Here is a 12,892-nt window from a genome sequence, read left to right as displayed (position 1 = left end):
TTTAGAAAATAAAGCATGGTCATCTACTAACAAAATGTTGATAAGAAACATCTCCTTTCATCGGCAATATTGTTTGTACGCAAATCCCATGTGGATGGTTATTAGATATAGTTACTGAGCCATCGATGTCATTCACTCGTTCCGTAATCATTGCAAGTCCTCGATGTTTTAACCTGTCAGCAGATGAGAGAACATCTGCATCAACAGTTCCATTGTCACTCACACTCAGTATTATAATCCCATTATCCTGCGTAAGGGTTATCCATGCTTTTTCCCCTGTCGAATGTTTGTAAACATTCGTGACAAGTTCCTTTAGCAGGCGGTACACAAAGATATTGTATGGCTCAACCAGAAATAAGGAGTCTGAACAATCAAAGGAGACACAGATATTACGATTCGGAAAAGATTGCGAAATATCATCAAGCAAGTTTTGGTAGTTTTCCTTTATAGTAAGTTTTGGAAGCAACGTAGGATGGTAATCCTGCATTTGCTCACGAATATAAGTATTCATATTATCGAGAGTTTCCGTGATAATTTTCTGTACTTCAGGGCGGTCTGCTTTTTTCATCATATTTTTTACAGAAAGCAGGTCTTGAAGAATATCATCGTGGAGAAAGTTTGCAAATTCAAGATTTAATTGTTCTTCCCGTTGTAATTGTTGTAGTGCGACATGGTATTTGCTTTCCTTGATTATCTTATTATGTCCTTTCTTGAAATTGAAATCCAAAGCAATATTGCAAACATATAAAAACGCAAACAGGGCATCCAGCATAATAAAAAGCAAAGAATATCCACCATTTAAGATTATTGCTATCAAGCTAAAAATAATTATTCCAGAAAATATAAGTAATGTTAATTGGCGATTACTGAATACGGCAGATAATGGAAGGCTGTTTTGTTCTTTCAGTATGATACCGTGGATGCTTACCCAAAACAATAGTATAGGAATATATACACCAAAATTTGAAAGATGTTCAGGAACTCTCATTGTTGAAAAATAATAAGTAAGGAATAAAACTATAACTGCTATAAGGGAGAAAATAATATGCCTCCATTCTGACTTAAAAACAAAAGCAACTCTTTTTCTATGATATATCACTGTAAAAATAAAACACAGCCAGCTTGCCATAAATTGTATGAAATAGAGAAGGAAAAATATTTTACTTGACACCAATACGCCAATAAGAGCAAAAATACAAGTTCCCGTCAGGCAGAGATTAATTAATTTCTGATATTTGTATCCGCTGTTTTGGAACAAAAACATTAGTATGAATTTAATGGAAACACACCATATTACCGGGCTTAAAGCGAAAAAAATAGTGTTTGTGATGGAGTTGCCCGAAGCAGCTAAGAGTATATACCAACTTTCTAATGCTAATAAACCACAAAATAGGGAAATAGTTTTATTTTCCCTAATGTTGCAGGAACTTACATAAGTAACATCTATTAGCAGCAAAGACGATAAAAATAAGGGAATGACACCTCTGGTGTTTAAATGAAAATCTGCATGAGCGGCCAGCCCCATATATGCAATGAGTAAAATAGAATTTATAAAAAGCAGTAGCTTTAAAATTGTTTGCTTCATGTTTTGCCTCCTTCCTATTTTCTCATTAAATTATACTATCTCTCTGTGAACAAATAAAGTGTACGAAATCGCCGAGCTATAAAACTCGATGATTTCATATAGCTTTTTATTTCTTTAGAACTGTTTTACAGCAAGTATGGACAGTCATACAGTAATATATCATATAAATTATAAATGTAAGCAGAATAGCGATAAACGTAGGAATATACAGAATAAGGCTTTCTTTCAGAATGTTCTGCATAAGGGCTGTCCTGTATACTAATGTTGCAAAGACACAGTCTACCAACCCGAATAAAAACGGAATACTAAAAAAAGATATCGTCTGCTTCTTTATTATTTTTTTCACCGTTCTGTCTGTGTATCCCATTTTTCTTAAGATTTCATAATCAGCCTTCGAATCGCTTATGGCAGAAAGATTATTAAAATATAATATGCTTCCAGTTGCGATAAAAAACAAGATTACAAGAAATCCAAGCAGTAAGAAGGTTGAACTGCTTAGGGAAAATATCTCATGTATCCTATGCGAGTTTCCCTGTAAATAAGGACTATCATTTAAATATTCGGATAAATCAAGAAACAGAGCTTCATTATCTTTGATTGACTGCCCATTTATACTTAGGACTTCCGTTTCGGGGTTAATTTTTTCTGCTATTGCATCATATAAGTCGTCACTTACAATCAAAGTACCAATGCTATTTGCAAATGAAATGGGATTATCTAAAGTAGTTGCGATGACTGTTACAGATATTTCTTCATTACCTATAAGCAAAGGATAAACATTACCCGTTTCGTCATTGTCTGAAGCTGGCTGGTATTTTACTAAAATACACTCACTATCGTGTAGCTCGCCAATTTGTTCCAAAGCCCCTTTTTTTCCTTGCGCTTCTAAGAGAGCTATATAGTTTGAATAAGAGATACATTCAAACCCTGCATTTCGCAGAATTTTTTCGTTATCTGAATCACCTTTAGAGCTTCCTGCACTATATTCCAAAGGAACTTGTTCGGAAGTAGATGTAACTTTATAAATATTCGTTTGCAGGAATGAAACATCATTTTTGGACGAATGCTCATTTACAATTTGTTTGATTGCATCTATTTCGCTTTCATTTTCAATTCTACATTCAATTTCTGATGGTGCCATACGTGACACAGCAGCTATTGGATAGTATAGAGATAAAGCCATAACGCTGGAGACGGTAAGCGTCGCTGCCGATAACAGTGTAAGCATGATTAAAGTCTTAGAGTTTGAACGCATACGGTATATGAAATTTGGGGAAGTAATTATTTTTGTTTCTGTATAAAACTTCCGTTTGTTGTTTTTGCTTATGTGTACTATAAAAGGAAGAAAGGATGAAATAAAAAGTATTGTTCCCACAACTACGAGTACAAGTGTCAGCATGGCAATGGGGGTATAACCAATCGCAAACCAAACAGATTTATCTCCTCTGAGGATATCCAATGCAAGAACATACCCCAAAATAATGCAGCAAAAGCCAACGATGGCAGGAACATCATGAAATTTCATTTTTCGTTCAGCACTTTTTTCAAATCTAACTAATCCCATAAGCGATGTCTTGAAAAGAAACCTGCTGTTAGATAGCATCAATACAATCACGATAGCAAAAATAAAGCAAGCTGTTTTTGCAATGGCATTGACATTGAAAAAGGGTATTTTTGAATTATTGATAGATAAATCCAGTAACTTGGTTATGCCAAAAACAATGCCTTTATGAAAAAAACTACCGAGAAGTATTCCTACTATAAACGCTCCAAAACAAACCAGTAAATTCTCTGTTGTCAGCAATGACAACACTGTGGTTTTTCTATATCCTAATAATGCGTAAACACCAAGTTCTTTTGTTCGACGACGTAAAAAGAAACGGTTGGAATATGACATATAAAAAACAACAAAAGCCATTAGGAATACAGAAATTACGTTACACATCATTTCAACCCGCCCGTTACCAGATATCTTTTCAAGCATAACTGTATTCATTGAGAATGAAGTAAATGCAAAAAAGACAGTAATTACAAATGATACAGAAAGCAGGTAAAGGGCGTAAAATGAAAAATTTTTTTTAAGATTTTTAAGTGCCATTGATAAATTATTCATAAATTTTGCCCCCTTATCTTTCCGTATCTAATTTGGCTACTTCCTGTGCAATGGTTTCATAGAATGTTCGTCTATCGGCATCCTGTTTAAGAAGTTCGCATATAATGCTTCCGTCTTTGAAAATCAGAATACGGTTAGCAAAACTTGCAGCGTATGCATCATGTGTGACCATTAGTATAGTGGTATGCAATTCTTCATTTGCTTCTTTCAAAGTTTTTAATAACTCGGTAGCAGAGTTTGAGTCCAATGCTCCTGTCGGTTCATCAGCAAATAAAATACTTGGCTGTTTTACAATGGCTCTTGCCGCCGATGCTCGTTGTCTCTGCCCGCCAGACAGCTCGTTTGGATATTTGTCTAACTGAGAGGCAATGCCAAAGCGTTCTGCTAAATTCCGCACCATTTTTTCGATTTTTTTATGCGGAAGCTTTTGTAAAGTGAGTGGGACAGAGATGTTTTCTCGGATGGTAAGGCTGTCAAGTAAAAAGTATTCCTGAAATATAAATCCAAGATTATCCCTGCGGAAATCCGCGGAACCTGTGTCGCTCAGTTGTTTTAAATTAACACCATTGATTACAATGCTGCCACTTGTAGGGGTATCAATAGTGGAAAGAACATTAAGCAATGTAGTCTTTCCAGAGCCAGAAGCACCCATAATAGCGATAAATTCACTTTCTGCTACATTGAAAGATACTTTATTTAGGCTTGGACGTTGCCCTTTAGCATAGATTTTTGTTACTTCATTTGCTTCTAATAATATTGCCATATTTTAATCTCCTTTTCGTTTGATAGTTTCATTGTACTTTTTCTGCTTAAAAAGCGAATGAGTAAATCAGGCAATTTTTTTGCGTGATTTACCCATTCAAAATTAAGGGAATTGTGGTAAGGTAATAACTATTGGAACGCAATTTTTTTAATCGTATTGTCTGTTGGTGTGATAAAGGAGATAAAATCTATGATTTATGATGAATTGGTGTTTCACGATGTGGAACATATTTATTTGCAACTTATAAAAAAATAAGGTGTGCGATTTATAGTGGACAACTTTCAGCAGGCGAAAAAATCCCATCTGTTCGAGAAATGGCAAAGATACTGCATATCAATCCGAATACTGTTATGAGGGCTTATAAGATTGTGAGTAATGATAAATCGATTGTGTCATACCGAAACGGTCAATATTCTGTAACCACAGATGAACAGTACATAGCAAAGAAGCGAGAGGATACTGCAAAGGTACTTTGTTTTTCTTACTTCGATAATATGTTTGCATTAGGATTTTCCAAAGATGAAGCAATAAGATTTATCCAAGACTATTCTGAGAGATTGAAGATACAGACTAATTTAGGGCAGTAGAATGAAAAGGAGAAAAGGCATCATGAAAAAAAGATTATCTAAAAAAGCTTTGATTTCTGTATGTACACTGATTGCTGTTTTGCTTGTTTTGATTATTTGGACTATCTGGGGTAATACAGCTTTGATGGTGAGTACGGTGACTGTTTCAAGTAATCGCATCCCCGCTGCATTTAATGGTTTTCGAATAGCTCAAGTATCCGACTTGCACAATGCGGTATTTGGAGAAAATAATGCAGAACTGTTACAAATACTGTCAGAATGTAAGCCAAACATCATAGTAGTAACGGGTGATTTAGTTGATGCTGAACACACGGACATTGATGTTGCCCTTGATTTTGCAAAAGAAGCTGCTCAAATTGCAGGCACATATTATGTAACAGGTAATCACGAAGGCAGTCTGTCACAGTATGACGAGCTAAAAACAGGACTGGAATCAATGGGGGTAGTTGTGCTTGAAGATGCATCAATGCAGTTAGAATATAATGGAGAGAAAGTTACGCTTATCGGACTTTCCGACCCAAGTTTTACGCTTAAAGGGAATATGCTTGGAGAAGTTCCTGCTATGGTTGATACGAAATTACGGGGACTAATCGGAGATAAAGACGATTACACTATTTTGCTTTCACACCGCCCAGAATTGTTTGAAACCTATGTAAATTGTGGTGTTGATTTAGTTTTAAGCGGTCACGCACATGGTGGTCAGTTTCGTTTACCATTTATTGGTGGTTTGGTTGCTCCAAATCAAGGCTTGTTTCCCAAATATGATGCAGGCTTATACACGAAAGGTGACACAAATATGATTGTTTGCAGAGGACTTGGCAATAGTATTATCCCTATTCGATTTAATAACCGTCCAGAAATCGTGTTATTGGAGCTTATCGCAGAATGATAGTAAGTAAATGTATTTAATAGTGAAAGGTAGGTTGTAACTTGAAGCAGACAGAAGGTGCCATGAAAATTGGTTTAATAGTGTTGATTTCGTTGAAAAGACTATACGAAAGACATAATATTTGATAAAGTGGGTGATTGTATGGGAAAATAGTGATACTGGCATTTGAAGAAAATGAGGAGAATATTCTCAATCGTATTTTATCGTGCATTAGCAAAGAAACAGATGTTTTGAAACACGAAGTTATCCAAAAAGGGGAACTTAGTTTTAAGGGACTTTATATTGACCAGTATAAGCGGATTGTAGTTCGTGAGGATAATGAGATTGAATTGACATATACGGAATTTGAAATTCTATTGTTGTTAGCTCAAAATGCCGGAGTAGTATTTAGCAAAGAGCAGATATATGATATTGTATGGAAAGAACCATATTTCGGTGATTATAACATCGTCATGAGCCATATACGCAACATACGAGAAAAGATAGAGGATAACCCAAGCAAGCCTGTTTACATACAGACAATATGGGGTGTAGGCTATCGTTTCAACAAAAATTTAAGCAGCGGTCTGTAATGAAGAAATACAGATCACTGCTTATTTTTCGGTTTTAACACCTAAGAGATATTCACAAGATACATGGAAAAATTCAGCAAGGGCAACCACTTCATAATCCGGTACAAAGCGTGTCCCTTGTTCTATTCGTAATACGGTCAAATCGCTAAATTCATATCCGGCAAGCTGGAGCTGTTCTGCCAGTGCTTTTTGCGACAGCTGCCTTTCGGTTCGCAATTCCTTTACTCTCTGACCTATCAGATTTTTGGAATTGCTTTCTTTATTCCAGTAAATTTTCATATTATCACCAACTTTCTAAAGATGAAGTGCCACATGATTGATTTTACGGAATAATCTTGATAATATACTTCTAAAGATGAAGTGCGGAAAAAATATTGTTGTAAGAAATTTAAGGATTGATAATACTGCCTGTAAAATGCAATACTTATTTAGAGAAAGGTGGATACAAAAATGAATGAAGTATTTGAAAAGCTATCTGATGTTTTTGAGGAGCTTCGCAGTGAAGCAGACGAACGGGAGTATTCCATACAGACAGAGGAAACAAAGAAAGCAGATAAGGAGCTGAAAAAAGCAAACCGGGAATATGAAAAACTCTTATCTGAGCTTTCGGCAGAGCAGAGAAATTTTTTAGAAAACTATATGGATATTGTAGATCATGCGCACTTTCAGGAGCAACAGAGAGCCTATTATCAGGGTATCGTAGATGCAGTACAGATACTTGCCGGATTGGGGATTGTTAAAGAGAGTGTTAAGGTGAAAGAGTTACTGAATACAATAATGAAATAAGTAAGCAGGGTGGAGCGTCCAATCATGGAACTTCCACCCTGTTCTTCTCCAGAATAATTCAGAAACAATCAAGTTAATATCAAAATCTTTCTGCTATTCTAATTTGTGGGTTTGTTATATGTCCGAAGATAGGCTTCCACAATGGCAAGAATCGTTGTTATCTGTTCTTCCGTACATTGTGAGAGATAGACCAGCAGCCTTTGATAATCCAAATTGTCGGTTGGAGCTGCCGGATAAAAGAAAGGATCAGCGGAGATATGTAATGCACGAATCAGTTGCCCCAATTTCTCAAGGCTCGGAATATTGCCATGATTTTCAATTTCCTTGATATACCTTGAGGAAACACCGGACATTTCTGATAACTCATCGTATGTCAACTTTTGATCCAGTCTAGCCTTTTTAAGACGAAACCCCATGTCTTTATCAATTTTCTTAGATCTAGCCATATATGCACCATATATAGTGTATAGTGCACGTTTTGGTTTGGAAATGCACTAATAATACACTAATAATACACTTTAACAGAGGGATATAATGCACTAAATAAATATAGGAACTTTGGATATTGCATATAAAAAAACGCAGTATTCAAAGGTTTTTTCACGTTGTTTTGTCCTTTGAATATGTTTGGGAGAGTTATGTGTTCTGAACAGTTTAGAGGATATTTTTATGTTATTAGGAACCTGTCCGGCATTTTGCGTGGAAAGGTAATTTTATAGGTCGCATCTTCGCAGATGCGGCAAAGTATATCATGGAAAGTGCACTATGCGCACTTGTATTGTGTGGTAAAAATTTAATATCAGATATAGGAAACGTCCTGTGGGTATGTACCTGCAAGGGCGTTTTTTATATACATAAAATTTTTTTCAAAAAGTTGTCGATTTTTCGACGTTGTTCATATTTCCATTCGTGCTACGGAGTGAAAGGGAGATATTTCACTCTGTTCCAAATGGGTGCGGAAGGAGGTGAACTCTTATGGAGCAATCTTCTTCCGAAAAGCAGTTAAGAATAAGGAAACAGTTTGACAGCTTTTGTAAAACCCTGTTAAAGAATGAAATGATTGACTATGAACGGGCAAGAAGCTATCGGCAAAAGCATGAAGTTTCTTTCTCGGAACTAACGCAGGAGGAGTTGAGTCGGTTGAATACTGAGGATGATTACATAGCAGAATCAGAGGTATTTCGTGTCCTTGATTATGATATTGAGGTAAAGGACAAGCTGATCAGTGAAGCATTGAAGTATCTGCCGGAAAAGAAGCGGAATGTTATTTTGCTGTCTTTTTTTCTGGATATGACAGATACGGAAATCGCAAAGCACATGAATCTTGTCAGAAGTACCATTCATCATCACCGGGTAAGCTCACTCCAGGCATTAAAAAAGATTATGGAGGGAATCAGGAATGGAGAAATCAAGTAAATGTTCAAAGTTGCTGCCTTACCATATCATTGCGGCAGCAGCTTCTGGCGATGTGGAAGCAATCAATGAGGTTTTGAAACATTACGAGGGGTATATTGCAGCTCTGTCTACAAGAAAGCTCTATGATGAGTGCGGGAATCCGCATTACTGTGTTGATGAAACTTTACGTCGCAGATTAGAAACAAAGTTGATTACGAAAATATTGGCTTTTGAAGTTGCATAGCAGGCGGTCAGCGGTGTCCCTTTCCATTCACTGATCGGTGCGTATGCACCCTGTACCTTGACAACTGAATATTGATTGCATACAGGACGTGAGGATATGCGGAGCCACTAGGCAGGTTCGCCAAGAGATACCTGCTCTTTTTGAGTGAACGTGAGGGAATGTTGAAATACTACATTGAAGCAAAGGTATGGAGCGAGAAGAATTTGGCAAAATGTGTAGCAGTTGCACAGGGCGATGAAGCATATCTGTGATAATGATACTTCCGGAGAGATCCGGTCAATTTGAATGACGGTGCAAGACCGATGTGGGCAGAGTAATGACCTGCCACCTGTATGGATTTTTTGTTGTCTGCTGATGAGAGATAGGAGCATGGGTTCCTGTTTGTCATGGGCAGATAAAGTGTTGCCTATTATGAGAAAGATGGGAGGTGTTGAAAATAGATAATACAGAGGCAAAAGTGAAAGGAAAGATGGTTCCAATATGGAAGAAATATATGCTAACAGTTGACGAGGCTGTTCTGTATTTTGGAATTGGAGAAAAGAAGATAAGGATGTTAATTTCTGAGAACGTTGATTCTGATTATTGCTTTACTGTTCAGGTGGGGAATAAATCGTTGATTAATCGGCATAAATTTGAAGAATTTCTTAATCAAACCACTTCCTTGTAGAAATGAAAAATACGAAACTTTATCACTTTAAAGTGGTAAATGCCGCCCTGGTATGATATAATATGGTTGTCGTGCTAGGGCTTCTTCGTAGAAAGGAGCAAAGACGTTTGAGTGAAAGAAATCGCAATCAGAAAAGACGTGATAAAAAAGGACGTATTTTACGAAACGGAGAAAGCCAGCGAGCGGATGGAAGATATGCATTTGTTTATACAGACTGCTTTGGAAAACAGAAATTTCTTTACAGTTGGAAGTTGGAATCGACAGATCCTCTTCCGGTAGGAAGAAAACCTTGCCAGTCACTTAGAGAAAAGGAAAAAGTCATATTAAGGGATATAAATGATGGTATTACTCCTTATGGTGATAATTTGACAGTTCTTGAGTTGGTAAAAAAGTATATTGCTCAGAAGACTGGGGTTCGCCATAATACAGCTTCGAATTATAATTTTGTTATCAACATTATTAAGAAAGAGGAATTTGGTGCCAAAAGGATTGATAAGGTAAAACTATCAGATGCAAAAGCATGGTTGATTAAGCTTCAGGCAGATGGTAGGGGATATAGCACCATTCATTCAGTACGGGGAGTGGTAAGACCTGCTTTTCAAATGGCTGTAGATGATGATTTGATTCGTAAAAATCCGTTCGAGTTTCAACTATGTACAGTAGTTGTAAACGATAGTGTAACAAGAGAAGCCATAACCAGAAAACAAGAAAGAAAGTTCTTGGAATTTATTAAGAATGATGAGCATTATAAACGATACTATGATGGTATGTTTATCCTCTTTAAAATCGGACTTCGTATTTCAGAGTTCTGCGGATTGACACTTTCCGATATTGATTTTGAAGAAAAGCAAATCAGTGTAAATCATCAGCTTCAAAGAACCAGTGATATGAAGTATGTTATTGAAGATACCAAAACGTCAAGTGGAACCAGAATCATTCCTATGACTGAGGAAGTGTATGAATGTTTTAAGCGTATTGTTGAAAATCGTAAAAAGCCCAAGAAAGAACCTGTGATTGATGGATATAAGGGATTTCTGTTTTTAGATAAGAAGGATATGCCGGAAGTTGCTTTACATTGGGAAAAGCATTTTGAGTGGGCATTGGCTAAGCATAATCGAATCTATAAAGAGCAGTTACCAAAAATCACGCCGCATGTTTGCAGGCATACCTACTGCAGCAATATGGCAAAAAGCGGGATGAATCCTAAAACGCTTCAGTATCTTATGGGACATTCGGACATTGGGGTAACATTGAATACATATACGCATCTGGGAGCAGAGGATGCCAAGGAAGAACTTGGCAAATATGCTAAGATGGCTTAAAAGATTAAGAAAATTGATACAACTAAAAGATAACCTAAGTGGAAAAAGTCTTTAGTAAAATGAGAAAATTAAGCTGTTTTACTAAGATTTTTACTAAATTTGGATGACAAGATATACGAATTTATGCCATGATATGCGACGAAAACGAAGAAAACAATCTATCACAGCAAATCGTAGAAAGTGGTGTAAAATCAAGGAAAATCAGTATTTTCAAGGAGTTTTTAAGGCATGATAAAAATATTATTTGTTTGCCACGGCAGGATTTACCGGGCATGATGAAACGTCTCAAATCGTCTCATAACCCTCGATTTTAAGCGTTTTTTGTGTTTCGATCTCAAATTTACCAAAGATTTACCAATATTTCTGGAGAGTCAGACTTGCAAAAAAATGGGTCAGAATGAGGAGATTAAAAATATGAGCGAATTGAAACCAAGAATAACGGAAAACGGAATTGATTATATCCTTGTCGGAGATTACTACATCCCAGACTTGAAGCTGCCGGAAGAACACCGCCCCATCGGAAAGTATGGACGGATGCACCGGGAATATTTAAGAGAAGTCCACCCAGCCAGATTGAACACATTGATACTGACCGGAGAGCTATGGACATATCTTGCAGACCTGAACGAACAGGCACAGGAACGGTTAGACACTATCATGGAACAGATGAAAGCTGCCGAGGGCGTGACAGAGGAATTAAAGCGCACTTCTCAAATGGAATGGGTGCAGCGTTGCAATAACATTCACAACCGGGCAGAAGAAATTGTTTTGCATGAGATGATTTATTCATAACGGTATGATAGAATGATTATGACAAATTTTAGTTTGGGAGATGCCTATGAAGAAGTTTTTGAATGATATAAGGAGTGCGGAAAATCCTATATCTGGTAATAGAAAAATTATAAATACCATAGCTATATTGTTACTTGGAATAGCTTTGGGGACTTTTTCAAAATTTTTGGATTTTCGTCAAGCTGAACTGCCAAGTGTGCTTATGGCAATTGATGGAGCATTAGATGTTCATAATTTCCTTGGGCGTTTTGCAATTTGGGTATTGATTGCACTGTGTATTTCTATTTATAGTAATTCTGCAATAAGAGCAAGTGTTAATGTTTTTGTGTTTTTTGCTGGCATGGTTGTAAGTTACTATTTGTATTCAAACTATGTCGCAGGCTTTTTCCCAAGAAGCTACGCTATGATTTGGGTTGGCTTTACCATGATTTCTCCGTTCTTGGCATTTGTCTGTTGGTATGCGAAAGGAAAGAGCAGACCTGCATTTGTGCTATCAGTATTGATTTTAGCAGTATTGTCTAACATGACTTTCGTATATGGATGGGGATATTTCAAAGCACGCTCTGTTTTAGAATTGATAGTCTTTATTATCGGACTTACTGTTTTGAGGAGGGACACATTGAAAAGTTCTGTGCTAATGGGAACCATTAGTATAGTTTTTGCATTTTTACTTGATATGGTTATTCCATTTCATTTTGGATAAACAACTTCCAGTGTCGTTCTGATTTTCAACTAAATAACCACAGCACAAACCGCTGCTACATGGAAGCCAACAAACCATGCAACAGCGGTTTTTCTTTATCGTTTTTTCCTCTGGCTGATGGGCGTTCCCATTTTCTTTGACTTTTTGAGAATCCGAATCAGCCAGCGAAATTCTTCATCTGACAGATTTTTATAGTTGATACCAAGCTGCTTACAGTAAAGGACAACCAGCTTTTCATCACGGCTGCCCTTGAAATTTTCAACCGCTTCCAGATTTTCTTTCAGTTCATCGGCAACGGTGGTCTGGGGTGCACTCTCGCTGTCCTTTTTGTGGGCTTCTCGAATATCCCGGATAATGAGGTTGAGGTCATCCAGAACCATGTGGCTGAAATATTCATCATCACTGATATGGGCAGCTTGCAGCACCTTCAAATGCGGGTCATCTTCGCCGGGGCGATACCGTTCAATGATTTCA

15 protein-coding genes and 1 pseudogene are annotated in these 12,892 nt (G+C 36.9%); 10 read left to right on the top strand and 6 right to left on the bottom strand.

The genetic code is table 11. The features are described from left to right. Positions 1-19 precede the first annotated feature (19 nt). The 3 genes from OCV77_RS05315 to OCV77_RS05305 all read right to left on the bottom strand — a co-directional run bounded on the left by OCV77_RS05315 (position 20) and on the right by OCV77_RS05305 (position 4,461). Entirely contained in the window at positions 20-1,585 is a 1,566-nt protein-coding gene (locus OCV77_RS05315) for a sensor histidine kinase (RefSeq protein WP_262573906.1), read from the bottom strand. Between the two features lie 106 nt (positions 1,586-1,691). Next, entirely contained in the window at positions 1,692-3,698 is a 2,007-nt protein-coding gene (locus tag OCV77_RS05310) for an ABC transporter permease (protein WP_262573905.1), read from the bottom strand. Positions 3,699-3,711: 13 nt separating this feature from the next. After that, positions 3,712-4,461, bottom strand: coding sequence for an ABC transporter ATP-binding protein (locus tag OCV77_RS05305; RefSeq protein ID WP_262573904.1), 750 nt, complete (start codon positions 4,459-4,461; stop codon positions 3,712-3,714). Positions 4,462-4,664: 203 nt separating this feature from the next. Here OCV77_RS05305 and OCV77_RS16795 point away from each other — a divergent pair, with 203 nt between their 5' ends. From OCV77_RS16795 to OCV77_RS05295, 3 genes are all read left to right on the top strand, one after another. Further along, positions 4,665-5,048 (top strand): GntR family transcriptional regulator, encoded by a 384-nt coding sequence (locus tag OCV77_RS16795; protein WP_416910349.1) that lies wholly within the window; start codon positions 4,665-4,667, stop codon positions 5,046-5,048. 22 nt (positions 5,049-5,070) lie between these two features. Further along, positions 5,071-5,937, top strand: a complete 867-nt coding sequence (locus OCV77_RS05300; RefSeq protein WP_015560856.1) for a metallophosphoesterase — start codon at positions 5,071-5,073, stop codon at positions 5,935-5,937. Between the two features lie 152 nt (positions 5,938-6,089). Continuing rightward, on the top strand, positions 6,090-6,509 hold the full coding sequence (locus OCV77_RS05295; RefSeq protein ID WP_331488743.1) for a winged helix-turn-helix domain-containing protein: 420 nt from the start codon (positions 6,090-6,092) through the stop codon (positions 6,507-6,509). A 21-nt stretch (positions 6,510-6,530) separates the two neighbouring features. Here the strand turns inward: OCV77_RS05295 and OCV77_RS05290 are convergent, their stop codons facing one another. Further along, positions 6,531-6,788: a helix-turn-helix domain-containing protein gene (locus OCV77_RS05290; protein ID WP_118599374.1), complete on the bottom strand. Its 258-nt coding sequence runs from the start codon at positions 6,786-6,788 to the stop codon at positions 6,531-6,533. Positions 6,789-6,959: 171 nt separating this feature from the next. Here OCV77_RS05290 and OCV77_RS05285 point away from each other — a divergent pair, with 171 nt between their 5' ends. Then, positions 6,960-7,295, top strand: coding sequence for a hypothetical protein (locus OCV77_RS05285; RefSeq protein WP_118540992.1), 336 nt, complete (start codon positions 6,960-6,962; stop codon positions 7,293-7,295). A 98-nt stretch (positions 7,296-7,393) separates the two neighbouring features. Here the strand turns inward: OCV77_RS05285 and OCV77_RS05280 are convergent, their stop codons facing one another. Next, positions 7,394-7,741 carry a helix-turn-helix domain-containing protein gene (locus OCV77_RS05280; RefSeq protein ID WP_117946806.1) on the bottom strand — a complete coding sequence of 116 codons (348 nt, stop codon included), beginning with the start codon at positions 7,739-7,741 and terminating at the stop codon, positions 7,394-7,396. Between the two features lie 529 nt (positions 7,742-8,270). Between OCV77_RS05280 and OCV77_RS05275 the strand changes: the two genes are divergently transcribed. The 6 genes from OCV77_RS05275 (at position 8,271) to OCV77_RS05250 (ending at position 12,418) form a co-directional block, all read left to right on the top strand. Continuing rightward, on the top strand, positions 8,271-8,711 hold the full coding sequence (locus OCV77_RS05275; protein WP_262573901.1) for an RNA polymerase sigma factor: 441 nt from the start codon (positions 8,271-8,273) through the stop codon (positions 8,709-8,711). Continuing rightward, positions 8,695-8,934 carry a helix-turn-helix domain-containing protein gene (locus OCV77_RS05270; protein ID WP_117946804.1) on the top strand — a complete coding sequence of 80 codons (240 nt, stop codon included), beginning with the start codon at positions 8,695-8,697 and terminating at the stop codon, positions 8,932-8,934. The genes OCV77_RS05275 and OCV77_RS05270 overlap by 17 nt, the downstream gene beginning before the upstream one ends. Before the next feature lie 430 nt (positions 8,935-9,364). Then, positions 9,365-9,601 carry an excisionase gene (locus OCV77_RS05265; RefSeq protein WP_262573900.1) on the top strand — a complete coding sequence of 79 codons (237 nt, stop codon included), beginning with the start codon at positions 9,365-9,367 and terminating at the stop codon, positions 9,599-9,601. A gap of 107 nt (positions 9,602-9,708) precedes the next feature. Next, the gene (locus tag OCV77_RS05260) at positions 9,709-10,923 is read left to right on the top strand and encodes a site-specific integrase (RefSeq protein WP_262573899.1); all 1,215 of its coding nucleotides are present in this window, start codon (positions 9,709-9,711) and stop codon (positions 10,921-10,923) included. A gap of 414 nt (positions 10,924-11,337) precedes the next feature. Next, positions 11,338-11,715 (top strand): TnpV protein, encoded by a 378-nt coding sequence (locus tag OCV77_RS05255; protein ID WP_173840541.1) that lies wholly within the window; start codon positions 11,338-11,340, stop codon positions 11,713-11,715. Between the two features lie 46 nt (positions 11,716-11,761). Further along, positions 11,762-12,418 carry a hypothetical protein gene (locus OCV77_RS05250; protein WP_262573898.1) on the top strand — a complete coding sequence of 219 codons (657 nt, stop codon included), beginning with the start codon at positions 11,762-11,764 and terminating at the stop codon, positions 12,416-12,418. Between the two features lie 95 nt (positions 12,419-12,513). Here OCV77_RS05250 and OCV77_RS05245 read toward each other — a convergent pair. After that, a pseudogene (locus tag OCV77_RS05245) lies at positions 12,514-12,892 on the bottom strand (helix-turn-helix domain-containing protein); the annotation flags it as partial.

Origin of the sequence: Suilimivivens aceti (genome assembly GCF_025567405.1) — a bacterium.
Classification (GTDB): Bacteria; Bacillota; Clostridia; order Lachnospirales; family Lachnospiraceae; genus Suilimivivens; species Suilimivivens aceti.
The sequence above is the reverse complement of the archived record's forward strand: the minus strand, read 5'-3'. Positions and strand labels throughout refer to the sequence as shown.

Coding starts and splice junctions, on each gene's coding strand:
- OCV77_RS05315 (WP_262573906.1), bottom strand. CDS start 1,585: ATGAAGCAAACAATTTTAAAGCTACTGCTTTTTATAAATTCTATTTTA.
- OCV77_RS05310 (WP_262573905.1), bottom strand. CDS start 3,698: ATGAATAATTTATCAATGGCACTTAAAAATCTTAAAAAAAATTTTTCA.
- OCV77_RS05305 (WP_262573904.1), bottom strand. CDS start 4,461: ATGGCAATATTATTAGAAGCAAATGAAGTAACAAAAATCTATGCTAAA.
- OCV77_RS05300 (WP_015560856.1), top strand. CDS start 5,071: ATGAAAAAAAGATTATCTAAAAAAGCTTTGATTTCTGTATGTACACTG.
- OCV77_RS05290 (WP_118599374.1), bottom strand. CDS start 6,788: ATGAAAATTTACTGGAATAAAGAAAGCAATTCCAAAAATCTGATAGGT.
- OCV77_RS05285 (WP_118540992.1), top strand. CDS start 6,960: ATGAATGAAGTATTTGAAAAGCTATCTGATGTTTTTGAGGAGCTTCGC.
- OCV77_RS05280 (WP_117946806.1), bottom strand. CDS start 7,741: ATGGCTAGATCTAAGAAAATTGATAAAGACATGGGGTTTCGTCTTAAA.
- OCV77_RS05275 (WP_262573901.1), top strand. CDS start 8,271: ATGGAGCAATCTTCTTCCGAAAAGCAGTTAAGAATAAGGAAACAGTTT.
- OCV77_RS05270 (WP_117946804.1), top strand. CDS start 8,695: ATGGAGAAATCAAGTAAATGTTCAAAGTTGCTGCCTTACCATATCATT.
- OCV77_RS05255 (WP_173840541.1), top strand. CDS start 11,338: ATGAGCGAATTGAAACCAAGAATAACGGAAAACGGAATTGATTATATC.
- OCV77_RS05250 (WP_262573898.1), top strand. CDS start 11,762: ATGAAGAAGTTTTTGAATGATATAAGGAGTGCGGAAAATCCTATATCT.